22 protein-coding genes and 1 riboswitch are annotated in these 26,540 nt (G+C 47.5%); of the genes, 20 read left to right on the top strand and 2 right to left on the bottom strand.

Translation table 11 applies throughout. The features are described from left to right. Positions 1 to 37 precede the first annotated feature (37 nt). The 8 genes from SK066_RS16615 to SK066_RS16580 all read left to right on the top strand — a co-directional run bounded on the left by SK066_RS16615 (position 38) and on the right by SK066_RS16580 (position 9,736). On the top strand, positions 38 to 511 hold the full coding sequence (locus tag SK066_RS16615) for a GNAT family N-acetyltransferase (protein WP_320542311.1): 474 nt from the start codon (positions 38 to 40) through the stop codon (positions 509 to 511). Positions 512 to 706: 195 nt separating this feature from the next. Beyond that, complete coding sequence (locus tag SK066_RS16610) at positions 707 to 1,132, top strand: hypothetical protein (protein WP_320542310.1); 426 nt, start codon at positions 707 to 709, stop codon at positions 1,130 to 1,132. Between the two features lie 285 nt (positions 1,133 to 1,417). After that, positions 1,418 to 2,281, top strand: coding sequence for a 5'-3' exonuclease (locus SK066_RS16605; RefSeq protein ID WP_407673828.1), 864 nt, complete (start codon positions 1,418 to 1,420; stop codon positions 2,279 to 2,281). Then, positions 2,278 to 3,387: a phosphodiester glycosidase family protein gene (locus SK066_RS16600; RefSeq protein WP_320542308.1), complete on the top strand. Its 1,110-nt coding sequence runs from the start codon at positions 2,278 to 2,280 to the stop codon at positions 3,385 to 3,387. The genes SK066_RS16605 and SK066_RS16600 overlap by 4 nt, the downstream gene beginning before the upstream one ends. A gap of 308 nt (positions 3,388 to 3,695) precedes the next feature. Next, positions 3,696 to 4,595 (top strand): ROK family protein, encoded by a 900-nt coding sequence (locus SK066_RS16595; RefSeq protein WP_188773852.1) that lies wholly within the window; start codon positions 3,696 to 3,698, stop codon positions 4,593 to 4,595. Next, entirely contained in the window at positions 4,588 to 5,355 is a 768-nt protein-coding gene (locus SK066_RS16590; RefSeq protein ID WP_407673688.1) for a DsbA family protein, read from the top strand. The genes SK066_RS16595 and SK066_RS16590 overlap by 8 nt, the downstream gene beginning before the upstream one ends. A 5-nt stretch (positions 5,356 to 5,360) precedes the next feature. After that, positions 5,361 to 5,822, top strand: coding sequence for a disulfide oxidoreductase (locus SK066_RS16585; protein WP_320542306.1), 462 nt, complete (start codon positions 5,361 to 5,363; stop codon positions 5,820 to 5,822). A 680-nt stretch (positions 5,823 to 6,502) separates the two neighbouring features. Beyond that, positions 6,503 to 9,736, top strand: coding sequence for an HAD-IA family hydrolase (locus SK066_RS16580; RefSeq protein WP_188773855.1), 3,234 nt, complete (start codon positions 6,503 to 6,505; stop codon positions 9,734 to 9,736). A gap of 353 nt (positions 9,737 to 10,089) precedes the next feature. Here SK066_RS16580 and corA read toward each other — a convergent pair whose 3' ends face one another. Next, positions 10,090 to 11,025: a magnesium/cobalt transporter CorA gene (gene corA / locus SK066_RS16575; RefSeq protein WP_188773856.1), complete on the bottom strand. Its 936-nt coding sequence runs from the start codon at positions 11,023 to 11,025 to the stop codon at positions 10,090 to 10,092. Positions 11,026 to 11,546: 521 nt separating this feature from the next. Further along, positions 11,547 to 11,683: riboswitch (SAM riboswitch) on the top strand. Between the two features lie 146 nt (positions 11,684 to 11,829). On the opposite strand from corA, the gene metA reads away from it, so the two are divergent. The 7 genes from metA to mqnC all read left to right on the top strand — a co-directional run bounded on the left by metA (position 11,830) and on the right by mqnC (position 19,161). Then, positions 11,830 to 12,771, top strand: a complete 942-nt coding sequence (gene metA, locus SK066_RS16570; RefSeq protein WP_250342733.1) for a homoserine O-acetyltransferase MetA — start codon at positions 11,830 to 11,832, stop codon at positions 12,769 to 12,771. Position 12,772: 1 nt separating this feature from the next. Further along, positions 12,773 to 13,243, top strand: a complete 471-nt coding sequence (locus tag SK066_RS16565) for a DUF6756 family protein (RefSeq protein WP_320542305.1) — start codon at positions 12,773 to 12,775, stop codon at positions 13,241 to 13,243. Positions 13,244 to 13,298: 55 nt separating this feature from the next. After that, on the top strand, positions 13,299 to 14,489 hold the full coding sequence (locus SK066_RS16560) for a PLP-dependent transferase (RefSeq protein ID WP_320542304.1): 1,191 nt from the start codon (positions 13,299 to 13,301) through the stop codon (positions 14,487 to 14,489). A 5-nt stretch (positions 14,490 to 14,494) separates the two neighbouring features. Beyond that, on the top strand, positions 14,495 to 15,751 hold the full coding sequence (locus SK066_RS16555) for an aminotransferase class V-fold PLP-dependent enzyme (RefSeq protein ID WP_320542303.1): 1,257 nt from the start codon (positions 14,495 to 14,497) through the stop codon (positions 15,749 to 15,751). Between the two features lie 245 nt (positions 15,752 to 15,996). Continuing rightward, complete coding sequence (locus SK066_RS16550) at positions 15,997 to 16,329, top strand: hypothetical protein (protein ID WP_320542302.1); 333 nt, start codon at positions 15,997 to 15,999, stop codon at positions 16,327 to 16,329. Positions 16,330 to 16,721: 392 nt separating this feature from the next. After that, positions 16,722 to 17,522: a meso-2,3-butanediol dehydrogenase gene (locus tag SK066_RS16545; RefSeq protein WP_320542301.1), complete on the top strand. Its 801-nt coding sequence runs from the start codon at positions 16,722 to 16,724 to the stop codon at positions 17,520 to 17,522. Between the two features lie 502 nt (positions 17,523 to 18,024). Beyond that, positions 18,025 to 19,161, top strand: coding sequence for a cyclic dehypoxanthinyl futalosine synthase (mqnC, locus tag SK066_RS16540; RefSeq protein WP_320542300.1), 1,137 nt, complete (start codon positions 18,025 to 18,027; stop codon positions 19,159 to 19,161). A 285-nt stretch (positions 19,162 to 19,446) separates the two neighbouring features. Here mqnC and SK066_RS16535 read toward each other — a convergent pair whose 3' ends face one another. After that, positions 19,447 to 19,776: an antibiotic biosynthesis monooxygenase family protein gene (locus SK066_RS16535; RefSeq protein ID WP_320542299.1), complete on the bottom strand. Its 330-nt coding sequence runs from the start codon at positions 19,774 to 19,776 to the stop codon at positions 19,447 to 19,449. Positions 19,777 to 19,901: 125 nt separating this feature from the next. On the opposite strand from SK066_RS16535, the gene yfcE reads away from it, so the two are divergent. The 5 genes from yfcE to SK066_RS16510 all read left to right on the top strand — a co-directional run bounded on the left by yfcE (position 19,902) and on the right by SK066_RS16510 (position 26,291). Continuing rightward, a complete protein-coding gene (gene yfcE, locus SK066_RS16530; protein WP_320542298.1) occupies positions 19,902 to 20,447 on the top strand; it encodes a phosphodiesterase in 546 nt (181 codons plus the stop codon). 669 nt (positions 20,448 to 21,116) lie between these two features. Next, positions 21,117 to 23,057 (top strand): threonine--tRNA ligase, encoded by a 1,941-nt coding sequence (gene thrS, locus SK066_RS16525; RefSeq protein WP_320544906.1) that lies wholly within the window; start codon positions 21,117 to 21,119, stop codon positions 23,055 to 23,057. Positions 23,058 to 23,377: 320 nt separating this feature from the next. After that, entirely contained in the window at positions 23,378 to 24,586 is a 1,209-nt protein-coding gene (gene liaF, locus SK066_RS16520) for a cell wall-active antibiotics response protein LiaF (RefSeq protein WP_320542297.1), read from the top strand. A 6-nt stretch (positions 24,587 to 24,592) separates the two neighbouring features. Further along, entirely contained in the window at positions 24,593 to 25,663 is a 1,071-nt protein-coding gene (locus SK066_RS16515; RefSeq protein ID WP_188773867.1) for a sensor histidine kinase, read from the top strand. Beyond that, positions 25,626 to 26,291 (top strand): response regulator, encoded by a 666-nt coding sequence (locus tag SK066_RS16510; protein ID WP_284446165.1) that lies wholly within the window; start codon positions 25,626 to 25,628, stop codon positions 26,289 to 26,291. The genes SK066_RS16515 and SK066_RS16510 overlap by 38 nt, the downstream gene beginning before the upstream one ends. The last annotated feature ends 249 nt before the right edge of the window (positions 26,292 to 26,540 follow it).

The following is a 26,540-nucleotide window of genomic DNA, read 5'->3' as shown; positions in this document are numbered from 1 at the left end:
AAACTCCTCCTAATCTACATATGGAGGAGTTTTTATTATGCCTGATTCATCTAGCCGTTCTCAATTACCTCAATATGAACTACAGCCCGCATCCCTCGATGATGCGAATTGGATTGCGGAGCTACGTGCGATGGTATTAAAGGATGATCTGACTCGTCTGAATCGATACGATGAAGTACGGGTCAGACAACGGTTTTTAAATTCATTTCAGCCAGACTGTACACAGGTGATTACCGTGCAGGGGCTGCCTGTAGGCTGCATCGCTGTGCGTCCAGAAGAAGACGAGGGGTATGTGCTGGAGCATTTTTATATTTATCCCGATTATCAGGGGAAAGGAATAGGCAGTGCCGTCCTTGCCGAGGTGCTATCGGATACAAGGCTGCATGGACAGACGGTGACGCTGAATGTGCTACAGGGCAGCTCGGCTCGTCGTCTGTATGAGCGGTATGAGTTTAAGCTGAGTGAGCAGGATGAAGTGGATGTATCTATGAAGCGACAGATCGAAACATGAATAAAAGTCGACGGAATAAATTGAGTCGTCATGTTCAAGCTATTTGATCATACCATGACATCTCCTATACCTTCCTATATTTCTTCATTTATATAATATGTATTTTTTAGGAATAATAAGGATATATTATAAAATATAGATTATAATGAGATGGTAGCTAAGTATCTGATCCAAGCGATCAAAAGGGGATAAAAGATGATAAACAAGTTGGCGAAAGCATCGGCAGCATTAGTTATAGGTGCATCTTTGTTATTCACTACGACACCTGCAGCAACAGCAGCAAGTTCGTCTTGTAAAGTCACGTTAACCAAGGTGAGTCTCGTTTCTAACGATCATGTAGGCAATGAATGGTATACGGAAGCCACAGCAGGCGGTAAAAGCTTGGAAGAAGGAGAAAGCGTAACGGTCAAAGCTGGTTCCAACGGCAAGATCAAACTTTACGCTTATGTGCAGGAGCAGGATAAAATCCCAGAAGACGGAGAAAGCTCCAAAACGGTTAGTGTATCTTCGATCTCATCCAGTGGCTCTACCGTAAAGTTACGTGTAACGGTAACTGAAAATCGTGGACGTTATTCTGGCAATGAAGCAGTCTGGGAATTCACTTATGTATTAAAAAAGTGATGTGATCCAAGTGACGCTGTATACGTTTTATACTCTATTGTCTGTTGACGATGATTGTGTAGTCTCCTTGCCTCTAAATGGAGTAAGCAGAGAGTTGTTAAAATAAATACCCGTCTTTGATCCCAAAGGCTCTTCTAAATGGAGGAGTCTTTTTCTATTCATAAATATGCCCTATAAAACGTTGTGAATAGTTGTACAGCTTTGAACAAATTCGGTATGATAGAATCAAACTGGTTTTACACGCATAGGGGAGAGTACACATTGACTGAATTGAAACAACAAAAGATGATGCTTGTCGATGGCATGGCATTATTATTCCGTGCTTATTATGCAACGGCACAGACGGGCTATATTCGCCGCACGAAGGACGGCATACCGACGAATGCAATTTACGGATTTGTCCGTTATTTATGGGATGCGGTAAGCCAGTACGAACCGACGCATATTGCTTGCTGCTGGGATCTGGGAACACAGACGTTCCGACGCGAGGAATTTGCTGATTATAAAGGGAATCGTACAGCAGCACCGGATGATCTGATTCCGCAATTTGATCTGATTTTGGATGTGACGGATAGTATGGGCATTCCGAATCTGAGCGCACCGGGCTATGAAGCGGATGACTGCATCGGTACACTGGCACGCGAGCTGGAGCAGGGCATGGAGGTTATGATTTTGACTGGAGACCATGATATGCTACAGCTTGTTGATCATCGTACAAGCGTGATCATTATGAAAAAAGGCTATGGCAACTATAAGGTCTATACACCGGAATCATTAATGGAAGAAAAAGAACTAACACCAGCACAGATTATCGATATGAAAGCGCTTATGGGCGATGCAAGCGATAACTATCCAGGTGTCAAAGGCATCGGTGAGAAGACAGCAGTGAAGCTGGTGAAGGAATACGGCTCTGTCGAAGGCATTCTGGACAATCTGGAACAGCTAACTCCATCGGTTCGTAAAAAGATCGAAGCTGATCTGGATATGCTGCATCTGTCCCGTCGCCTTGCGACTATCCATCGCGAGGTGCCTGTTGTGTGCACGCTGGATGAATGCTTGCTGCTGCTGGAAGATAACAAGATCATCGACAAATTTGAAGAGCTTGAGATCAAAAGCTTGTGCTCTATGCTAGGAGTTGGCGTATTTTGAGCGCAGGATTCATACGCGGATCGCAACGTCTGTCGGCATTATTGCTTGCTTTCGTGCTGCTGGTTAGTCTCGTATCGGTTGCGCCTGTTAAGGAAGCGCAGGCAGCAGGTAGCAAGCTGACTGCCAGCACGGTGACAGTTAAGGCAGCTGGTCGTAGCTTTACCGTGAAGACCGTACGCATCCCCAAAGGTACAGCAACGGCGGTCGGTCTGGCGAATCATCAGGTTGGACGTACAGCGTCTTTGTCGTCTATCGCTTCTGCATATGGAGCGAAGGCGGCGATCAATGGAGCATTTTTTGATTCCTACGGTGGGCCACCTGATCCCTATGGTACATTGATCTCTGGTGGTCGATTGATGCATATCGGACGCTATGGAACGACGATTGGATTTACAGCCAATGGAACTGCGATGATGGATTCACTTCGTATTGAAGTGTCCGGTCAGGTGACTCCACCGGAAGGACGTGGCTCCAGCTGGTATGCCGTCTGGTTTAATCGTATCCCATCTTCAACGGCAAGTGGTACATCGATCGTGTACACGCCTGATCGCGGATCGACGACCGGCTATAATGGCGGCGTAGCCGTCACTGTACGCAATGGCAAGGTCGTTTTGAAAAAGAATAACGCCAACAGTACGATTCCGTCTGACGGTTATGTCATCGTATTTAGCGGCGATATGAAATCGATGGCAGACCGTTTTGTCATCGGTTCTAAAGTAACGATGGATATTCGTTATACCAATATCGACGGCAAGGCGATTCCATGGGAAAATGTAGTTACCGCTGTCGGTGCAGGCCCGCGTCTGGTGACGGATGGCAAGCTGGCATTGAATGCAGCAGCAGAAGGCTTTCAGGACCCGAAAATTCTGAATGCTGCTGGCGCACGTAGCGGTATCGCTATCATGTCAGATGGCTCGGTGATGATTGCAACGGTGCCGGGTGCAACGATGAAGCAATGGGCAGCCGTGATGCAGAAGCTAGGCGCTGTACAGGCAATGAATCTGGATGGAGGCGCTTCCTCTGGCATGCTAGCTGGCGGTAAAGTCGTCACCTCGCCTGGTCGTCTGCTCAGTAATACACTCGTATTCGGCGGTACAGGGAATTAGTGGTTAAAGGCACGCTCGTATGTAATGTGGCTACTTGCATATAGAAGCTACGCCAATGCCAACCTTCTCTTCGAGACAAATGAAAGGCCGGGCTACAGCCGAGTCGTGTACAAATCGCAGATTGTGATGTAGTCATGATCGTGTATCGCTTTATTCATGTTCACATGTTAGGGCTCTTGATCGAATGGCAGTATAGAGGCTGTGTGACATTTTGACATGCAATCGACATATTACTGCGCTATGATGAAGAGCCTGCACATACTTATATTGACCATCCATAAGGATGCTGCAAAGGAGACGCATGATTAATGAGAAAACTTGGAGCAATTGAGGCAGGCGGTACCAAATTCGTATGTGGAATCGGAACAGAGGACGGGCAGATTTTGGAGCGGGCAAGCTTTCCGACCGAAACGCCAGAAGTAACGATGAAAAACGTCGTATCCTTTTTTGAAGGTAAAGACATCGAGGCGCTCGGTATTGGTTCTTTCGGGCCGATTGATCCGATTGTGGGCAGCCCGACATACGGATACATAACGACAACTCCTAAGCCGCACTGGGGTCAGTTCGATTTTGTGGGACATATGAAAAAGCATTTCTCTGTTCCGATGTCCTTTGATACGGATGTGAATGGTGCAGCGCTGGGTGAGTACACATGGGGTGCAGCGCGTGGTTTGGATAGCTGCATGTACATTACGGTAGGTACAGGCATCGGTGCAGGTGCAGTGGTAGATGGCAAAATGCTGCACGGTCTGTCGCATCCAGAAATGGGTCATATCCTTGTACGTCGTCATCCAGAGGATACATTTGAAGGCTTCTGCCCTTATCATGGCGATTGTCTGGAAGGCATGGCTGCTGGCCCTGCTATCGAAAAACGCTGGAATATCAAAGGTTCCGAGCTAACTCCAGATCATCCAGCATGGGAAATGGAAGCTTATTATCTCGCTCAGGCGCTCATGAATTATGTCCTGATCCTGTCTCCGCAAAAGATCATTATGGGTGGTGGTGTGATGAAGCAGGAGCAATTGTTCCCGCTTATTCGCACCAAACTGAGTGAGCTATTGAACGGTTACGTACAGCATCCTAGCCTATCCCAGCATCTGGATCAATATATCGTTTATCCAGAGCTTGGCGATAATGCAGGTCTGTGCGGTGCAATCGCGCTGGCGAAGCTCGCACTTGAGGGAGAGGAAGGTGCAACGATTGGCTAAGCCAAATCAGAAGAAAAAGAGTAATCCAGAGGTAAAGCGCCAGCAACAGCAGGCGTACAAGCAAAAGGAGCAAGAGCGTCAGCGTAAAACGATGCGTAACCTGATCATCGGTACAGTAGCCGTTATCGTCGTTGTCGTAGCGCTGATCGTCCTCATTCCGAACAACAAAACAGAGGGCGTCCAAACTACATTTGATTACAGCCAGATGCCAGTCAAAGGCGATGCTAATGCACCGGTGAAGATTGTAGAATTTGGTGATTTTAAATGCCCGGTATGTAAATTATTCAACGAACAGATCGTGCCGAAAATTCAAGCAGACTTTGTCGAGAATGGTACGGTCTCGATGCACTTTGCAAACTTCCCGTTCATCGGCCCGGACTCCACTACAGCAGCGCTGGCAGCAGAGTCGGTATATCATCAAAATAATGACGCATTCTGGAAGTATCTGGACGAGATCTATACAAACCAGAAGGATGAGAATACGAACTGGGCAACCCCAGATTATCTTGTTCAATTGGCTGAAAATGCGAAGCTAGGTATCGATACAACCAAGCTACGTCAGGATATCGACAATAAAACGTATGCGGATCAAGTCAATGCTCAATTTAAAAAGGGGCAGGAGTTGAACATCCCAGGTACACCATCCATCTTCATTAATGGCGTACAGTATACTGGCGATCTTGGCGATTATAATGCTATCAAGGCAGCTATCGAAAAAGCACAGGCTGAAGCTAAAAATCAGACGGGATCGGAGGGCTGACGGATATGAGGACGAGCGGCTTTAAGCTGTTTTTGTCAAAATATTATCTGTATCTAGCCTGGATTGTTGCCATCATCGCCACCGGCGGCAGTCTGTTTCTGAGTGACGTGCTCCACTGGGAACCGTGCAAGCTGTGCTGGTATCAGCGAATCTTCATGTACCCACAGGTGATCCTGCTCGGTATCGCTGCCTACCGCAACGATCGCCGTATCGTCGGCTATGCCATCCCAATGACCATCATCGGCGGTGTGATCGCCATCTATCACTATGCGAAGCAGCACATCCCCGCACTGGATGAGATCGCCCCCTGCACAGGTGGCGTATCATGTAGCAAAGATTATTTCGAATTTCTAGGCTTCATCACCATCCCATTCATGGCACTGATCGCCTTCGCGATCATCACCGTCCTACTCTGGCTCGGCAGCCGTGCATATGATGAGGTAGAAGCGACAGAAGACGCGGAATAAGATGAAGCTAAACAGGGTGGAGCAAGGACATAGCAATTACCAATGGTATCTGACTTCAATCCATTGGCAACAAAACGAATCCGTAACTGCAATTATAAAAAATAGTTCCTTCTTTCATGTCGAAGAAGGAACTATTTTTTATTGTCCTCCACCTGCCACTTCCTCCCCAAAAGTGCAATATTGACTCCTACACCCTAATTCGTACGATCAAATTTGCACCAAGCGAAGGGGAGAGAATAAGGGGAAAGGACGACTTATAGTGTTAGTGAATTTCTAACACGAGGTTCAATGAAAAAGTGATTTTTGCGGAGCAAAATATCTTACTGCTTTGGAGGGGCGGGAATCTTCATTCCTTCCCATTCCCAAAGATTCCCGCGGCTCCACCCGAGTCCGTCCCCTTATCTCTCCCCGGAGCGATGTAACTTTCCCACGACATCACTCGGCAAAACTCAATATTCCACTTTAATTTCACATCTAAACCAGTTAATATTTCTCTGTAAGGGCTTTCCACCTCAAAATGTGGTTAATGAATGGATAGCACCCGAGTGACCTTCAACAGGATACTATCATCAGATACCTGTCCGGTACGGCCGGAACGTGGCAGTGGTCGATCAGCATCAGCGATAATTAAGTGATACCAACACATCTACCAGCTTACATGAAGAAAGGGGAACGACCTGATGAGAGAAGGATCAACAATCTATGAAGTCGAACCGTGGGTGATTCGGGAAACTTCATTTAATCCGCAATACAATCGTCGCAGTGAAACGGTCTTTACCGTTGCGAATGGCTATATCGGAATGCGCGGGCATTTTGAGGAAGGCATGGATGTGCCGGAGGTCGACGCGCTGAATGGTACATACCTGAATGGTTTTTACGATTCAGCAGATATTATTTATGGTGAGGAAGCCTATGGTTATGCACGCAAGCGTCAGACGATGCTGAATGTGACCGACAGCAAGATTATCGAGCTGTGGATCGAGGGTGAACGCTTCAATCTGATGGCTGGGCGTATTATCGATTATGAACGTGTGCTGAATATGCAGACGGGCATTTTGACACGTCGGATGACCTGGGAAAGTGGACGCGGTAAATGTATCTCGATCTGTATCGAACGTCTCGTTTCCTTTGAAAATAAGCATATGGCGATGATTCGTTATACCGTGAAGCCGCTCAATTTCTCTGGCGAGATCACACTTGTCTCAGCGCTAAATGGCGAGGTGCATAACGAGATTAGCGAGGGTGATCCACGTGCAGGTGCTGCATTTACCGGACAGGTGCTGGAAACCGTTGGTAAAGTGAGCGAACGTACGCGTATGGCACTGGAGCAGCGCACCTCGGAAACTGAGTTTAATCTGTATTGTGCTGCCGATCACCGTGCTAATCGCAAATATGAGCTCAAAACCGAGGAGCAGGAGCAGCGCATTGAAAAGCATTTTATTTTCAACCTGCAACAGGATCAGGAGGCTGTACTGGAAAAGAGTATTGTCTACTATACCTCCCGCGATTATGAGCCTGCCCATTTGCCGATTCTGGCAGAATCGACACTGGATGATATGCGCAAGGATGGCTTCAATAAGCTCGCCCAACTGCAACAGGATCACTTGGCAGCCTTCTGGGAAACGGCTGATATTCAGGTAGAAGGCGACGAGAAGCTCCAGCAGGGCCTACGCTTCAATGCATTCCATCTGTTCCAGTCGGTCGGCCGCGATGGCAAGACCAATATCGGGGCAAAAGGGATTACAGGTGAAGGCTATGAGGGACACTATTTCTGGGATACAGAAACGTATATTATGCCGTTTTTCCTGTACACGCAGCCAGAGCTAGCACATCAGTTGCTGGAATTCCGCTATCATACGCTGCCGAAGGCGCGTGAGCGTGCGGTCGAAATGGCTGCACTGGGCGCACTGTATCCGTGGCGTACTATTGGTGGTGAAGAGGTATCTGCATACTATCCAGGTGGTACGGCGCAGTATCATATTAATGCCGATGTGGCACATGCGGTCATTCAATACGCAGAAGCGACCGATGACGAGAACTTCCTGCAAACAAAGGGTCTGGAGATGCTCGTGGAGACCTGTCGCTTCTTCCTGTCAGTAGGTGACTGGATTCCAGGTAAAGGCTTCTGTATTAATGGAGTAACTGGCCCGGATGAATATACAGCGATTGTGAACAACAACACCTACACCAATATGATGGTAAAGGATCAGCTGGAATTTACTGCACGCAAGCTAAAACACTGGAAAGAAAATGACTTTGCCAACTATGAATCGTTACTTGGTAGTCCGATGGGGCTGACCGACGAGGAGATTGACGTATGGGAACGTGCGGCAGATGCGATTTATATCCATCGCCAGAGCGGTCTGATCGGACAGGATGATTCGTTCCTGGATAAAGGAATCTGGGACTTTGAAAATACGCCATCCGATAAATATCCGCTGTTGCTGCATTACCACCCACTCGTGATTTATCGTCATCAGGTGCTCAAGCAAGCGGATTTGATCCTGGCGATGTATTTGCTCGGTCATCGATTCACCAAGATCGAAAAGGTACGTAACTATGGCTACTATGAGCCACTGACAACGCATGATTCGTCCCTATCTGCGGCTATTCATGCGATTATTGCTGCCGAGCTGGGTACGATGGACCCGGCATACGAGTTCTTTATTCAATCGGCACGTATGGATCTGGATGACTTCCATAACAATGTTAAAGACGGGATTCACGCCGCATCGATGGCAGGCAGCTGGCTGACGATTGTTGGCGGATTCGCAGGGATGCGTCAGCACAATGGCATCCTGCATTTTGAACCTAAGCTACCGCCGAACTGGACGCGCTATAGCTTCCGTGTACAATTCCAGAACCGTCTGCTGGATATTACGATTGAACAAAATATGACGACCTATCGTATCATTCGCGGTGAGCCGCTGACGATATCGCATTATGATGAGCAGCGTGTCGTTGCGATGACACGTCCACTGGAGATCAAGAACCGGACGCTCAAGGCGGTCATTTTCGGTCTGGAGGGTGTACTCATCCCGATGCCGAGCATGGAGGATACAAGCTATGCCGAGGCGTATACGCCGGATGCCATTCCAGAGGAAGAGTCCGAGCGTACTGAGCAGGAGTCGCAGCGAGCTGCCCATGCGGAAGCTTCGTTAAAGCGTCACAATGAAAACGAAAGTCGCAAAGAAGCGGAAGCACAGGCAGCGGCCGATGCAGAGGACAAAAAGAACAAAGAAGACGAGAAGACCAAGCAAGCGTCCGTATCGTCTGCTCCTGATCCTAGTGCAGCGACGCGCCATGCAGATGCTGGACAAAAGGAATCTGCGGGCTCTAGCAAAAAGCAGCTGAAAAAGAACGACACAAGCAGCAAGGAAGCTGCCAAAGCACAGGATGCAGGTGCAGCAGCCAAAGGAGCCGGAGCGGAAGCACCGCCTGCGAAGAAAACGGTACAGGCAGATCATATCGAAGCGCCTATTTTACGAGTCGAGACGATGGATGTAGAGCAGCTTAAACGCGAATTCCTGCTACCAGGTGCAGAGGATCTACTCATTCAGCTACGCGAGCAAAATGTAGCTGTACTGCTCGCCTCGGATCGTCCTGATGCACGTCGCATTATGGAGCGACTCGGTATGGAGCATTATTTCTCATCGATCGTGCAGGCACAGGATATTACACATCCGAAGCCAGATCCAGAAGGCTTCATTCTCGCAGCGGAGTCGGTCGGCATTCACCCGTACCATTGTATGGTGATTGAGGATTCACCGGATTGTCTGCAATCCGTGCGTCAGGCAGGGATGAAGACGATCGGCGTCAGCCTGCATCATATTATGGATAATGCTCACTTCACCGTTGCCAGTCTAGAGCACTTGAATGCGGAGACGATGGAGCGCTGGATGGAGATTCCGTAATGAAGATGGTAGTGTGAGGGATAGGTGCTGTTTTGCAAACCATTCGTCACATCGTCAAGCAGGATGCAAGTCTATACAGCAATATAAAATGGAAGTGGATCTAAAGCGGATCTAAATCGTATATAGAGCGAATATCAAACAAATATCAAACCAAACCAATATGAAATAATAAAAGCCCCTTTCCTGAGTGAAAGGGGCTTTTATATAAGTTGTCTATAACACGCATTTTCTACTAGCATCACTATAATAAGTGTCGTGTACCAATAGGTATTCATTTTTCGGATCACAGCTGTCTTACGAGTCTTTGTAACTGGATCGGAATAACAGGCCGGGGAGAAATGACCTCCAACTGTTCAGATCCAATCCTTTTTACGGAACGTAAAGAACATCGTCAGACCGAGCGCGATCATAATACCAATGACCATCGGATAGCCAAAATGCCATTTGAGCTCAGGCATATTTTCAAAGTTCATCCCATAAATACCGGTAATCACCGTCAGCGGCATGAATATCGTCGTAATCGCGGTAAACACGCGCATAATTTCATTGGCACGGTTGGCGATACTGGACTGATAGGCTTCTCGTAAGTTGCCCATCAGATCGCGGAATGTATCGAACATCTCGGATACTTTGACCGCATTCTCGTACACGTCACTAAAATACTTTTGCAATTGATCATCGATCAGACGCAGATCCTTTTTGTTCAGCGTATTGATCACCTCGCGCTGTGGGCCGAGTACACGCTTGAGCCACAGAATCTCACCGCGCAAACCGATAATTTCGTTCAAATGCGATTTTTTCGTGCTCATCAGAATACTTTCCTCAAGCCGTTCAATCTGATCCTCAATCCGGTCACCTACTGTAAAGTAGTTATCGACCACCAGATCGACGAGCAAGTACATGAATTTGTCAGGACGACTAACTTCCTCTTCCCACAAAATCGGCTTAAGCGTGCGCAGCTCGCTAATCTTCTGCTTGGTCACCGTAATAATAAAATGACGTCCCAGGAAAATGTTCAGTGCGCGCAAAAAAATCTCTTCATCGTCAAAACGAATACTGTTCACAACGATAAAGTAGTGATTTTCGTAAATCTCGATTTTTGGCCGCTGCTCTTCATCGCCCATCATGTCCTCAACCGCCAGATCATGTAGCATAAAGAGAGGTTGAAGCAGGATCAGATCATCAAGACCAGCGTCAATCCAGTAAAAGCCTTCCTCCGGTGCAATCAGTGTTTCGTTAACATCCTCAACCAGCGTGAAATTGCCGGCGTTTACGTGCCGAATTTTCATAGTATGCTCTACTCCTTTTTCATTTTAAAATGAGCAGGAAAAGAGACGGCAATTGTACACACTTCTGTTAAGCTTCGCTATTATATGAAAATGATCTTTTCAACATGGCGCGCTCCTCCGGTATCCTATTGTCGTTCCATTCCTGTGATTGGGTATATCGTTGCGGCAAGCTGGTCCTCGGGTCGCCTTCCATCTTGAAATTCACCTCTTTATGATCAGTTTTGAATGATATCGTATACGCAATGTTTTATGAAAAACATGAAAATACGTCAAATACTTGTTAAGTATACCGTGGAGACAGCAGGCTTTCAAGTCTAGTATTAGTGATTTTCTCACAGTGGATGAAATGAAAAAGAATTTTGGTGTTTGTATGCGATTCTGCTGACTAATTTGCTCCTATCTACACGTGTATAACATCTTTATCGGCTGAACATTCTCTTGACGATAGGTAGGGAAGTAGTATAAATTATGGTATAAGTAATTCCGTATTTCCTGTTTTACCCCATAATCAAATACAGCGAATCTTATCAAGAGCAGGCGGAGGGACTAGCCCTATGAAGCCCGGCAACCGGCAGTCATATACTGTACGGTGCTAATTCTAGCAGAGATACAGGTACATCCTACGATGAAGTATCTGGTATCTGCTGACAGATGAGAGAGGCGCTATACAGACGCAGCTTGTTTGCGTATACGACCTTTCTCAGCTCCATCGAGAAAGGTCTTTTTGCGTATTTGCGCACCTCCTTTCACTATACGGGCACGCTTTTCGCTGCATGACCAACCATCTATAAGGAGTGAATGACAATGCCAATCAAAATCCCTGACAGCTTACCGGCAAAGGAAATTCTGACCGGAGAAAATATTTTCGTAATGGACGAGTCGCGTGCCTACCAGCAGGACATTCGTCCACTGCGCATCGCTCTGCTCAACCTGATGCCAACGAAGGAAACGACCGAGACGCAGCTGCTGCGTTTGCTCAGTAACAGTCCACTACAGGTGGATGTGTACCTGCTGCATACTCGCTCGCACATTTCCAAAAACACATCGGCAGAGTACCTGAATACCTTTTATAAAACATTCCCTGAAGTGAAGCATCTGCGCTTTGATGGTCTGATCGTCACAGGCGCACCGGTGGAAACGATGGAATTCGAGGATGTGAACTACTGGGAGGAGATTCAGGAAATCTTCGACTGGAGCAAAACAAATGTGACGTCGACGATGCATATCTGTTGGGCTTCACAGGCAGGGCTGTATCACCACTTTGGTGTTCCAAAGGTGGATTTGCCAGAGAAATGCTTCGGCGTATTCCCGCACACGCTCAATAAGAGCAATGTACCGCTGCTACGTGGGTTTGATGAGTGGTACTATGCACCCCATTCCCGTCATACGGAAGTGCGCCGCGAGGATATCGAGAATGTGCCAGGGCTTGAAATTTTGTCTGAATCAGATGAGGCAGGCATCTATATCGTAGCTACGCAGGATGGGAAGCAGATTTTCGTTACGGGGCACTCGGAATATGATCCGCTGTCGCTCAAATGGGAATATGACCGCGATATTGCTAAAGGTATGGATATTGCCGTACCGAAAAACTATTTTCCAAACGATGACCCAACGCGTACACCACCGTCCAAATGGCGTGCACATGCCAATCTACTATTTTCCAACTGGCTGAACTATTACGTCTACCAGGAAACACCGTACGATCTGGAAGCGGAAAAAGCTCAGGCAGGTCTGTATTCGATTTGATATGGACACGTACGAAGAGCATTCGCTCCATCGCAGTTTGCGTCAGGAGCTGGAAGAAGCGTGCTTGACCGGGAATATTCGCGATCATGAAGTTCCTGCTACAGAAGAGGTGATTCGAGCCATTGAGAGTATGTATGTGGGTGGTGTACCTCGTGCATGGTGGCTTGAACTGAGACATGTAGTGCATAGACAGCATTCGGACGACGATCAGTCATATATGGGAATCGAGCATATCGTTCGCCAATACTGCGATTCGGATATGCGGGCGAATCAGAAGCTACTATTTATCGTAGATGAAGATAATGAGCGACATCATGTGCTTGCTTTAACATTGGACGAAATGGTACATGTAATCGCGGAATGTCGTTTTTTTGAATACTATATTTGTTCTAACGATTATGGATGGTTGCTATGTGAGAACGAGCATGGAGAGTTTATCATCTGCAAGCGTTCAGGGTTGGATACTGCATAAGGTAGAGATGATTAGAAATGATAGTTGATTTGGATATCTGAGGAGGACGTAACGCATGACGTACAAAAAGAATCAGGAATCATCGCTTAGTATTGAAAGCCGGCTTGCCCAGATCGGATCGGTAGACGAGCCGGTAACAGGAGCTATTAATTTCCCTATTTATCAATCGACGGCATTCCGTCATCCAGAGCTTGGTAAAAGTACAGGCTTTGACTATATTCGGACGACGAATCCGACTCGCGCGGTGTTGGAGCAATCTGTAGCTGAGCTGGAATCGGGCGATGCAGGCTTTGCCTGTAGCTCTGGTATGGCAGCGCTGCAAACGATCTTTGCGATGTTCGGTCAGGGCGATCATCTGATCGTCTCGCTTGATCTGTACGGCGGTACGTATCGTTTGCTGGAGCGCATTATGTCGAGGTTCGGTGTAAGTGCTTCGTATGTGGATACGAATGATCTGGACGCGCTGGAGCGTGTACGTCAGGACAATACGCGTGCCGTATTTATTGAAACGCCGACCAATCCGCTCATGATGATCACGGATATCGCTGCGGTAACAGGCTGGGCGAAGCAGCATCAGCTACTAACGATTGTGGATAATACGTTGCTGACACCATTTTTCCAGCGTCCGATCGAGCTGGGGGCAGACATCGTTATTCATAGTGCGAGTAAATATCTGGGTGGACACAATGACGTACTCGCAGGGCTGATCATCACCAAGGGTACAGAAATATCGGAAGAAATTGCCTTCCTGCACAACTCGATTGGCGGCGTACTATCGCCAAGTGATTCGTACCAGCTCATGAGAGGGATGAAGACGCTGGCGCTACGTATGGAGCGTCATGAATATAATGCACTCACGATTGCCAAGCATCTGCAGCAGCATCCTCAGATTGCTCAGGTATTCCATCCAGGCCTGCCCGATCATCCGGGCTATGAGGTACAGAATCGTCAATCAAGCGGAAATACAGGCATCTTCTCATTCAAAGTAACAGATGCACGCTATATTGCACCGATTTTGCGTCATATTAAGCTCATTGCCTTTGCGGAAAGTTTGGGCGGTGTCGAGTCGTTGATGACGTATCCAACGGTACAAACCCATGCGGATATTCCGTTGGAAATTCGTGAGGCGGTAGGCGTGGACGATCGTCTGCTGCGCTTCTCAGTCGGAATTGAGCATGTAGATGATCTGATTGCTGATCTGGATGCAGCGCTGGAAGCGGCTCGTCTGGAAGTTGAAGGAGCGTGAATGGAATGAATGAAAACAATTCAAATCAGCCGAATACAGGAACAGATACAGGCACAACAAATTCCGCTTCAGATTCTACAGCGTCTGCTACTTCTGGCAGCACGGCATCAAAACGTGCGATTCCACCGCGTAGTCTGGAAACAAAGCTGATTCATTTTAACGGTTCCGTTGATCCGACCACGGGTGCATCCAGCGTGCCGATCTATCAGGCATCGACCTTTCATCAGGATGATATTCTGAATCCACCACAGCATGATTACAGTCGTTCCGGTAATCCTACACGTCAAGCGCTGGAGGACTATATTGCGGTGCTGGAAGGCGGAGCGAGAGGCTTTGCTTTTGCTTCTGGTATGGCGGCGATCTCAACGGCCTTCCTGCTGCTATCCGCAGGTGAGCATGTGATCGTAACCGAGGATGTGTACGGTGGTACGTATCGTTTGCTGACAACGGTGCTGAATCGTTTGAATATTGAGATTAGCTTTGTGGATATGACCGATCTGGAGCAGGTGAAGGCGGCTTTGCGTCCGAATACGCGCGCGGTTTATATGGAGACACCTTCCAATCCAACGCTGAAAATCACCGATATTCATGCGGTGACCGAATGGGCGAAGGAGCATCATCTGCTGACGATGCTGGATAATACGTTTATGACCCCGTATTACCAGCGTCCGATTGAGCTTGGAGTGGATATTGTGTTGCACAGCGCGACCAAGTTCCTCGGCGGTCATAGCGATGTACTGGCAGGGTTAGCCGTAACACGCACGCTAGAGCTAGGCAAGCAACTCAAGCATTTGCAAAATGGACTCGGTACCGTGCTCGGCCCACAGGATTCATGGCTGCTTATGCGCGGCATGAAGACCCTAGCGGCGCGGATGTCGCATAGCGAGAAGAGCACGGCACGTATCGCAGAATGGCTGCAAACGCGTAGCGATATCGAAGCGATCTATTATCCTGGCTTATCGACTCATCCGGGTCATGAGATTCACACCTCCCAATCCACAGGCTATGGCTCAGTCATCTCCTTCGATGTCGGCTCAGGCGAACGCGCCAAGCAGGTGCTGGATCGTGTACAGCTGCCGATCGTAGCGGTAAGTCTGGGGGCGGTGGAAAGTATTCTATCGTATCCACCCACGATGTCACACGCGGCGATGGGTGCCACCGTGCGCGCGGAGCGTGGAATTACCGATGGATTGCTGCGTCTATCGGTTGGTTTGGAGGATGTGGAGGATTTGATCGCGGATTTGGAGCAGGCGCTGGATTGATCCGTTTCTCCATTTATCGATCGATAGAAGTATAAGAGCAATGACAGATAGGTATGAATGGCAGAGCTTATCAAGATTCATATTTTAAAAGTCCAGTGGATTCGATTCTTTTATAGGAGAGTCGATTCAGCTGGACTTTATCTTTTTATTTTGGTATTTTTTAGCAATGGGTAGATGGATTTGGGAATACCCGATAGATGTACATATACCAAATAAAAAAGCACGAAATGAAGAAAGGAGCAGGCATGAGAAAAGCAATTGCGTTTAGTATTAGCGGTGTTTTCATAGCAGCAGGTATAGGATTCATGTGGATTAATGATCGAGCCACTGCTGAAAAACCACCAGCCGCATCAGTTGGGTATTCAAGCTTTACAGATTTGGGAACGCTGACCAAGGAACAACGATTAGATGCTCTTAGTCATTCAGCAACAATCCATACTCCAGTAGGTGTATTTCAAAGAGTAGACAATCAGCCGGTCGTTGCCGATGCGCATAACGTGGCGACGCGTGTAGAGGATATTAATGCTTCTACACAACAAGTGGTAGTGGGAGGCTCACTGTTTATCCGAGTCGAGTAAAGTAAATGCACGATCGAAAGTGGATGAAAAGAAAACAGCTAAGACATAGGTAAGAAAGATAGAAAGAAAATATAGATAAGATATAGATTAAGAAAAGACAGCCCTGATCCGGGGCTGTTTTTTCTTGTACAGCTCATAATTCCTACAAATACATCGCTTTTTCGATATTTTATTTCATTCCACTCCAGCACCGCTAACGTCAATGATGATAGCGTTAACACCACCATGTATGAGCTACACACGTCTGGTAAGGCTCGTTTATTTTTATGTTCAACGGGTAATGACCCTACATGTGCAGTAACGAGGGCAATAGGAATCACACGCAGTGCGAATAAGGCATTCACAGCATCACATGATTACATTTTGAATATCATCATATGGAGGGATTCATCATGACACATAACACATACCCATTTGAAGATTCGGTCGTACTTATTACAGGCGCAAGCACAGGGATTGGACGTGCAGTAGCGACTGCCTTTTTGGAAAATGGCGCCAACGTTGTGCTGGCTGCTCGTAGTGAGGACAAGCTGTATGAGGTTGTAGATCGCTATAATAATGATCGTTATCTGATCGTACCTACCGATGTACGTGAACGCGCGCAGGTGGATGCACTGGTAGACAAAGCGGTAGCGCATTTTGGCAAGCTGGATGTTGTGATCAGTAATGCAGGTACCAATGTATCCGGCCCGATCGAGGAGCTGACCGATGAAGACTGGCACAATATGCGTGCCACCAACGTGGACGCTCAGATCTACCTTGCACGTGCCGTTACGCCGCATCTGGTCAAATCACAGGGCTCATTGATCGCAACCTCATCTGTATCCGGTCTGGCAGGTGATTGGCCGCATCCAGGCTATAATGCAACCAAGGGAGCGGTCAGCCTGCTCGTCCAATCGCTTGCATTGCAGCTTGGTGAAAAAGGAGTGCGTGTGAATGCCGTAGCACCAGCCTTTACCGTGACTGAAATGACCAAGCCGATGATCGAGGAAGGCGGACAGGAAGTGGTCGAAAAGTTCAAATCCCGCGTCACCCTGCAACGTATTGCTGAAGCGGAGGATGTTGCACCAGCGTATCTATTCTTAGCAAGCCCGGATGCACGCTATATTACGGGTGTTATTTTGCCAGTCGATGGTGGTACAAGTGCGTCCAACGGACAGGGCAACTCGCCACGTGAGTTTGGTAATAAGTAAATGGGATACTAAGTCAATAGTTATTGACTGAATAGCAGTAGGTTTGCTCTGGTATGTCCTTCAAGTTCATGGGCAATATGAATGGTATACATGTCTGGGCATCCATATATAGCGATTAGTGATATTATCGAAGCAGGCTCCATACAGGAGCCTGCTTTAGCTATAGAAGTGGGCAAATGAGGCGGTTAGTATAGAGGCTGATATTTTTTAACATCGTACTACAGCTTGCTGGTTGTTAGATAAACATTTTCGAACGTATACACTTCCATTTTTAAATATCTATCATTCCCAACCATCTTACAAAAAATCACCAACCTGCCACTTCCATGCCTGTTTTTAAAATGTGAAATATGTTACGATAGTACATGCCGTTATGAAATTATTTCAATTTTTAAGGATGGGTACACATGTGGCTTCATTGCATTATCCCATCATCAACCTATATTCAAATTGACTGTTCGACATCAACCTTTGGTGCCTGAATCGATTAGGAGGCTATCATATGAATACAGTAGATCGTATTCTGGACAAAGCGCTGCAAGGCGGACGCCTTGATGTGGAAGATACAATTGCGCTATATGAATCGGATGAGATTGAGAAAATGGGTCATGTAGCGAACCAGCTCATGATTCGCAAAAATCCTGATCCGATCACTACATTCGTCATCGGTCGTAACGTGAACTATACCAATGTCTGCGACGTATTTTGCCGTTTCTGTGCCTTTTACCGTCGTCCGGGTTCACCGGAAGGCTACGTATTGCCAGACGAGACGATTTTGCAAAAAATTCAAGAAACCGAGGATGTAGGGGGTACGGAGATTCTGATGCAGGGCGGGGTCAATCCTGATCTGCCATTTGAGTACTACCTGAACATTTTGCGCAAAATTAAACAGCATTTCCCGAACATCACGATGCATTCCTTCTCTCCAGCAGAGATTATGAAAATGCAAAAGCTATCCGGTCTGTCGATGGAGGATACGATTCGTGCGATTCATGAAGCCGGACTCGATTCGCTGCCAGGTGGTGGTGGTGAAATTCTGGATGACCGTACACGTCGTAAAATCAGTCGTCTGAAAGGCTCATGGCGCGACTGGATGGATGTGATGCAGACGGCACACAAAGTCGGCATGAACACAACCGCAACGATGGTTATCGGATTCGGTGAATCGTTTGAGGAGCGCGCGCTGCATATGATGCGTGTGCGTGACGCACAGGATGAGTGTATCCGCAATGGCTACGACTCCGAGGGCTTCCTGGCATTTATCTCCTGGACATTCCAGCCAGATAACACCAACATGAAGGCAGAAAAGCAAACACCAGAGCAATACCTGAAAAATGTTGCGATTAGCCGCATCGTACTCGACAACATCAAGCATTTCCAATCATCATGGGTAACGATGGGCCCTGAAGTGGGCAAGCTGTCGCTGCAATACGGCTGCGATGACTTCGGTAGCACGATGATGGAAGAGAATGTCGTTTCTGCCGCGGGTACAACGCACAAGGTAAATATCGAGCAAACGCTAGATATCATCCGTGCCGCTGGCAAAATTCCAGCACAGCGTGACACCAAATACAACATCCTCAAAATATTTGATGATGAAAGCTACAAAATCCAACGTGACTTCATTATGCAGAACTAATCGATCAGTAGAGATCGTAGTCACAAGTATAGATCGCATTCAAAAGGCGCCACCATTCCAGCGAAGGAATCGTAGCGCCTTTTATATATTTTATACAGATGAGGGGAAGTTACTATCCGAGAGAGCGTATACGCATAATCAAAATGAATTGATGGTCCTAGCACCCATCTCATGACAAAGTAGCAATACCATAGTCATCCCAATAATAGTAACCTCACAAATAGCACTAATCTCATACACACTACATCCAACTAACCAGCTAACCAACATGCTCCAGCTTACCCACTATGCTTCAAATGAATATGTACGCTCTACCTTACATATTTTTACCGAATACTGATCATACCATTGCTGCTTGCCCTGCTGCTGCGCAAGCTGATGCACCGGATTCGCTTTCCAATTGCGGATCGATTCCAGATCACTCCAATACGAGATCGTCACCCCTGCACCCTCAGCATTGCGATAGCTCTCCACACCGAGAAAACCAGGCTGCTGCTCTGCCATATCCACCATCGTATCCGCCATTTTCCCATAACCATGATCACCCTCTGTACGCTTGCTCGTAAAGATCACAGCATAATAAGGCGTTTCTCGCTCTTCAAGAGATACATGCATTGAAATCCTCCTTTTTTATTCTCGATTTCTATTTTCAATATGCTACAGTTAAATTATAAAGCTGTTCCTGACCAGAAGGAACTACATTTAGAAGAGACTACATATCGAACAAGGAGTGATAAACGATGAAATGGATGTTCATCTCCGATATTCACGGCTCACTACACTGGCTAAACCGCACACTGGAAAAAGTCGCCATCGAGCAACCCGACCAGCTCATTTTGCTAGGGGATTACATGTACCACGGCCCACGCAATCCGCTACCCGAAGGCTATGACCCTGCCGGTGTAGCCGATGCCCTCAACGCTCACAAACATCAAATCATCGGCATCCGCGGCAACTGCGACGCAGAGGTCGATCAAATGCTGCTACAATTCCCAATGATGGGCGACTATGTACAACTATATGCTGGAACACGCCGCATCTACGTCACTCATGGTCACGGCTATAGCATCGATAACCTGCCCAACTTACGCCCCGGCGACATCTTCATTCAGGGTCATACCCACATTCCTGTTGCCGATATTAAAAATGGCATCTACACCCTCAACCCGGGCTCCATCGCACTACCGAAACAAGACTATCCCCATTCCTACGGCATTCTGGACAACGATACCTTCACCGTCAAAGACTTTGAAGGCAATCCGATCAAGTCGATCACATTTGAATAACGTTTAAATGCTAAATCCGAAGCAGTAGTATATCACGATTTAGCTAGGTCATTGTATTATATACAATTCGTATGACGCCAGCAGTACGGAACGGAGGGAAGGAAATAAGGGGAAAGGACGACCTTTGAGCCCGGGAATCTACATTCTCTCCATATTCGTAGATTCCTGGGCGATACCGGAGTCCGTCCCCTTATTCCTTCCCGGAAGTGATGGTTGCCACATCTCCCAATTATGCAGCAAAAGCTAACCCTTGACGTACATGCGACACACTTCTATAATGATGAAAGCAAAGCTGATCATACCAACCCATGCAATGACAAAGACATGAACATCAATACCGTCCAGTTCAGAGAGAGGAAAAGACTTCACGCTGGAATTTCCTTCGGTTGACGATTGTTGTTTACCCCTTTGGAGCAATGATATTGAACCCATAGTGTGCCTTTTAGCACAGATGGCAGTAAGCATCATCGGTTCATCTCCGTTAACGGATGTTCAATGAAGGATTCTGCACATGCTTTTTTGTCATGTGAGGTGTGGAATCGAATCAGGGTGGAACCACGTGCGTATATAACGCTCGTCCCTTTACCGGGACGGGCGTTTTTTGCTGTCCATACAGGGGAACAACAGAACAGCTTCAATCCAACCTATGTACAGAGAGGAAGATTTATGATGGCAATCGAAATCAAACTGCCTGACGGCTCGCTCCGTCAATATGAGGAAGGCAACAACATCGGCGATGTAGCCAATTCCATTAGCAAAAGCCTGTTCAAAAATGCAGTAGCAGGTAAACTCGACGGCATCGTCGTTGATCTGAACACACCACTGCATAACGGTGCACTGGTTGAGATCGTAACCGCAGACAGCGCAGACGGTCTGGAAGTGATTCGTCACAGTACAGCTCACCTGACTGCACAGGCAGTAAAGCGTCTGTTTGGTGCAAAAGAAGTGAAGCTTGGCGTAGGCCCGGTGATCGAAGACGGCTTCTACTACGATATGGATCTTGAGCATTCTCTGAATCCGGAAGATCTGCAAAAGATCGAAAAGGAAATGGAGCGTATCGTCAACGAAAATCTGCCGATCACACGTCGTGAAGTGAGCCGTGCAGAAGCACTGGACATTTTCCGCGAGCTGGAAGATCCATACAAAATCGAGCTGATCGAAGCACTGCCAGAAGATAGCATCATTACGATCTACGATCAGGGCGAGTTTTTCGATCTGTGTCGTGGGCCACACGTTCCATCGACTGGCAAGCTGAAAGTATTCAAGCTGCTGAGCGTGGCAGGTGCTTACTGGCGCGGTGATAGCAAAAACAAAATGCTGCAACGTATCTACGGAACTGCATTTAACAAAAAGCCTGAGCTGGAGCAGCATCTGCACTTCCTGGAGGAAGCGAAGAAGCGTGATCATCGTAAGCTGGGTAAAGAGCTGGGTATGTTCACATTCTCCAATCTGGTTGGTCAAGGTCTGCCGATCTGGCTACCAAATGGTGCCAAACTGCGCCGTACACTGGAGCGTTATATCGTTGATCTGGAAGAAAAGCTGGGCTACAGCCACGTATACACACCTGTACTCGGTAATGTAGAGCTGTACAAAACATCTGGTCACTGGGAGCACTACCAGGAAGATATGTTCCCGGTTATGGCAATGGACAATGAAGAGCTCGTTCTGCGTCCAATGAACTGTCCTCACCATATGATGGTGTACAAGAGCGATCTGCGCAGCTACCGTGATCTGCCGATCCGTATCGCTGAGCTGGGTATGATGCACCGCTATGAAATGTCCGGCGCATTGACTGGTCTGCATCGTGTACGTGCGATGACATTGAACGATGCTCACCTGTTTGTTCGTCCTGATCAAATTAAAGATGAATTTGCACGTGTTATCCAGTTAATCCAACAGGTATACAAAGACTTCGGTATTAGCGATTATCGCTTCCGTCTGTCGTATCGTGATCCACAGGATACAGAGAAATATTTCCCGAACGATGAAATGTGGGAAATGTCCCAGCGCATGCTGCGTGAGGTTGTAGAGGATCTGGATCTGCCATTCTTCGAAGCCGAAGGCGAAGCAGCATTCTACGGTCCGAAGCTCGATGTGCAGATTCGTACTGCACTGGGCAAGGAAGAAACATTGTCCACAGTACAGCTCGACTTCCTGCTGCCTGAGCGCTTTGAGCTGGAATATATCGGTGATGATGGACAGAAGCACCGTCCAGTCGTTATCCACCGTGGTGTGATTTCCACAATGGAACGCTTCACTGCCTTCTTGCTGGAGAACTTTGCTGGCGCATTGCCACTGTGGCTGGCTCCCGTACAAGCGAAGGTTATTCCGGTATCGACTGCATTTGATGACTATGCTCGCAAGGTTGAAGATGAGCTGTGTCTGAGCGGTGTGATGGTAGAAGCAGACCTGCGTAACGAAAAGCTGGGCTACAAAATCCGTGAGGCACAGCTGGAGAAGATCCCGTACATGTTCGTTATCGGTGAAAATGAAATGAACGCGAACAGCGTATCCGTACGTAAACGTGGCGAGGGAGATATCGGCTCGATGCCACTGGAAGAAGCAGCGAAGCTGCTGCGTAACGAGATTGCAGATCGTACAATTTTCTAAGTGAAATCGGTAGGCCATTCGATGGCGGCATCGCTTCATCTGGATATACAGCAATAAATATTTATAGGAATAGGTAGCGATTTATGCCAAATGCGCTGTAACTGGTTACTATTTCCTTTATAATAAAAGCATCGGTGAATATCGCCGATGCTTTTATTTTTGACTGTCTATCGGTCCCGAGACCGAGACCGATTTCATTCTGTTGCCGCTATGGCGAGCAGCCATATTCATTTACACTGAATGTATCGTAAACATCGGTGACGGCAAGCGAGGGCAAGTACCCTTGTCCAAGCGGCCGAATAAGAAAGTGAGGAAACGGCATGAATAGACATATGTTCCGCAAGACGTTCTGGGGACTTAGCTTGATCGGTCTGGGACTGGTGTTTCTGCTGGATCGATTACAGCTTATCGATTTTGGAGTACGTGACGTAATATTTATGCTATGGCCCCTGATTTTGCTGGAGATCGGCTTGAATGAGCTATTGTTCAAATGCAAGCGTGATGTGGGTGGCTGGATTATGACGATTCTCGGTGTGTATTTTATTGGACGCAATCTTGGCTTTTATGATTATTCGATCGGTGATCTGATTCGATTGATGATTCCGTTATGGCTGGTGTTTTTCGGTTTCCGTCTGATGTCAGGCAAAGGGAAATCTCACAAGCGCCGTCAAAACTATGATTATTCAGGTATGAACGGTAGTGATGGCATGCCAGGTTCTTCTACGTATACACCGCCTACACCTCCACCACCGCCGGCTCCTTCATCACTTGATGATCTGTTCGATGAGAAGCTGGGTCATCAGTATGCTAAGGGCGCTGAGCAGCGTCATGAGGCAGAAGCTTCCGATCACGCTTCATTTGGTAGCCGACCAGAGCCATCTGAGGGGCAGCCTGGACATGGACCGAATTTGCGGAAAGAACCGTTACACGCTCGCCGTCCAGATCAAGACCCGATGTTCCGTCAATATGGCTCGATGCATGCAGACCATTGGAAGCAGAATAAGCAGCATTTCAAAGAGCATATTCGCAATATGAAGCATCAGAAGCAGTGGCACCATGACCAGTGGAAAAAGCAATTCAAGAGCGATCACCAAGCCTACAATAATAAATATGGCAGCGAGTACGATGCTAGCTATGGTGCAGGCGTCGATGCCGAGGAACGCTCCAGCTTTATTGGGGATGTGCATATCGGTAAAGATTATTTTGAACTGAAGCCGATGAATATTTCTCATTTTATTGGCGATACGATGCTTGATCTGACGCGTGCGCAGATTCCTTATGGAAAGACGCGCATTAATATTTCCGCCTTTATCGGTGATGTGAAGGTGTTTATCCCGAGTGGTGTTGAAGTGAGCTTCAAGGCAGAAGGCAATTCGTTTATCGGTGATATGGACATTTTGAACCGTAATAGCGATGGCATGATGAATCGTCTGAGCGGTGAGACGAGCGAAGCCGATACGACAGGCAAGCGTGTTGAGATTACAGTGAACGTGTTTATTGGAGACATTCGAATCAACCGGGTGGGGTAAACGACAATGCGGACAAAATGGTTCAAAAATATCAAATGGGAGCTTATCGGCTTTTTCAGCACCGTCAGTATTTTGACGACGATTACGATCTACGTGATGCTGACAAAGGACTATCAGCTCCTCCATTTGCCAGAGAAATGGTATTACTATCTGATCGGGCTAATCGCCATGTGGCTGACTGCGGGCTATGTTGCCGGACAGCGTGTACAGCGCCGCATCGATAATGTGCATCTGAAAATGACTCAGGTCGCCAAAGGGAATTTTGGCACGCGTCTGGAGCCGATTGAGGATGAATCGTTCAACCGTGTACATGAGGAATTTAATGAAATGATGAGCACGGTCGAGCGGAAGATGCGCATTTTGCAGCAGCTGGGCGAGCGTGAGGTGATTGAGCGTGAACGTGAGGCAGAGCTGGCGGTGCTGGAAGAGCGCCGCCGCATGGCTCGCGATTTGCATGATTCAGTGAGCCAGCAGCTGTTCGCGATCCATATGTCCGCATCCTCGCTTCCAAAAGTGCTGGAGATCAATCCCAAGCAGGCAGGTATCGTGATGGAGCAATTAATCCAGATGTCGCAGCTTGCGCAAAAGCAAATGAGAGCGCTGATCACCCAGCTTCGCCCGATGGAGCTGGAGGGTCGTTCGCTATCTGAGGCGCTGGACACCTGGTTTCCAGATTACTGCCGACATAATGGATTGAAGGGAATACAGGATATTGAACTAGCGGGAAAATTGACTGAGGCCAAAGAGCGTCAGCTTTTTCTCATTATTCAGGAGGCGCTGGCGAATATCGTCAAGCATGCTGAGGCTTCCATTGTCAGCCTATCGCTGCAAGAGGAGTCTCATCATGTCGCTTTACATATTAGCGATGATGGGCGCGGCTTTGATATGAGCGTGCACAAGCAGGGCTCATACGGATTAACCATTATGGCAGAACGCGCGGAAAAGCTTGGCGGACAGGCGGAGATCATTAGCAAGCCTGGTGCGGGCACGACGATCCGCATCCATATTCCGAAGTTCGACATATTGTATAAGGGAGCGGATGAAGGTGGACAAGATCAAAATATTGCTGGCAGATGACCATGATATGGTACGGATGGGGCTGAAAACCTACCTGATGCTGGATGAACGATTTGAAGTGATTGCCGAGGCAGCGAATGGACAGGAGGTCATCGATCTGCTGGAGCAGAGCATCGATGGCGTGCAGCCGGATTTGATTTTGATGGATATGATGATGCCGGTCATGAACGGAGTGGAAGCGACGCGGCATATTTTACACCGATATCCGCATTTGAAAATTGTTATTTTGACCAGCTTTATCGAGGATGATCTGGTTGTAGAGGCGATTGAGGCAGGCGCCGTTAGCTATATTTTAAAAACGGTGTCGGCGGAGGAGCTGATCTATGCGCTGCAAGGGGCAAGTCGCGGTATGCCGGTCATGACCGGTGATATTTCACAGGCGCTCACACGCGGGATTCGTCAGCGAAGTACGGCACAGGAGGAAGCGTCAGACCTGACCGGACGTGAGCGCGAGGTGCTCATGCTCATTGCCGAAGGGCTGAGCAATAAGGAGATTGGAGAGGAGCTTCATATCAGCATCAAAACGGTCAAAACGCACGTAAGCAATCTGCTGATGAAATGCGAGCTGGAAGATCGGACGCAGCTGGCGATCTTTGCCCATCGTAAGGGCTGGGTCAGTCAGACCTGAGTATTTTCTTCCTACTATGCCAATGCGATATGCCATCCGTTAATGCTCCATTTTATATATAAATTATGTTCTATCCGGTTTAATTTATGCTTTACATATCGTGCAACCGCCGAATCTGGCGGTTTTTTGCTGTTTTACGCAGGAATGGTAGCGAGTGCAATACGAGACGGCAAGGATTTATTTTCTTTTTAATTGATTTTAATGTGAAGTTAAGGTTAATAAGCGAATATAACAATGTACCAAATGAGT

This window comes from Paenibacillus hunanensis, assembly GCF_034055775.1.
GTDB classification, from domain to species: Bacteria; Bacillota; Bacilli; order Paenibacillales; family Paenibacillaceae; genus Saccharibacillus; species Saccharibacillus hunanensis.
Note: the sequence above shows the minus strand (reverse complement) of the source record. Positions and strands in the feature narration are given on the sequence as shown.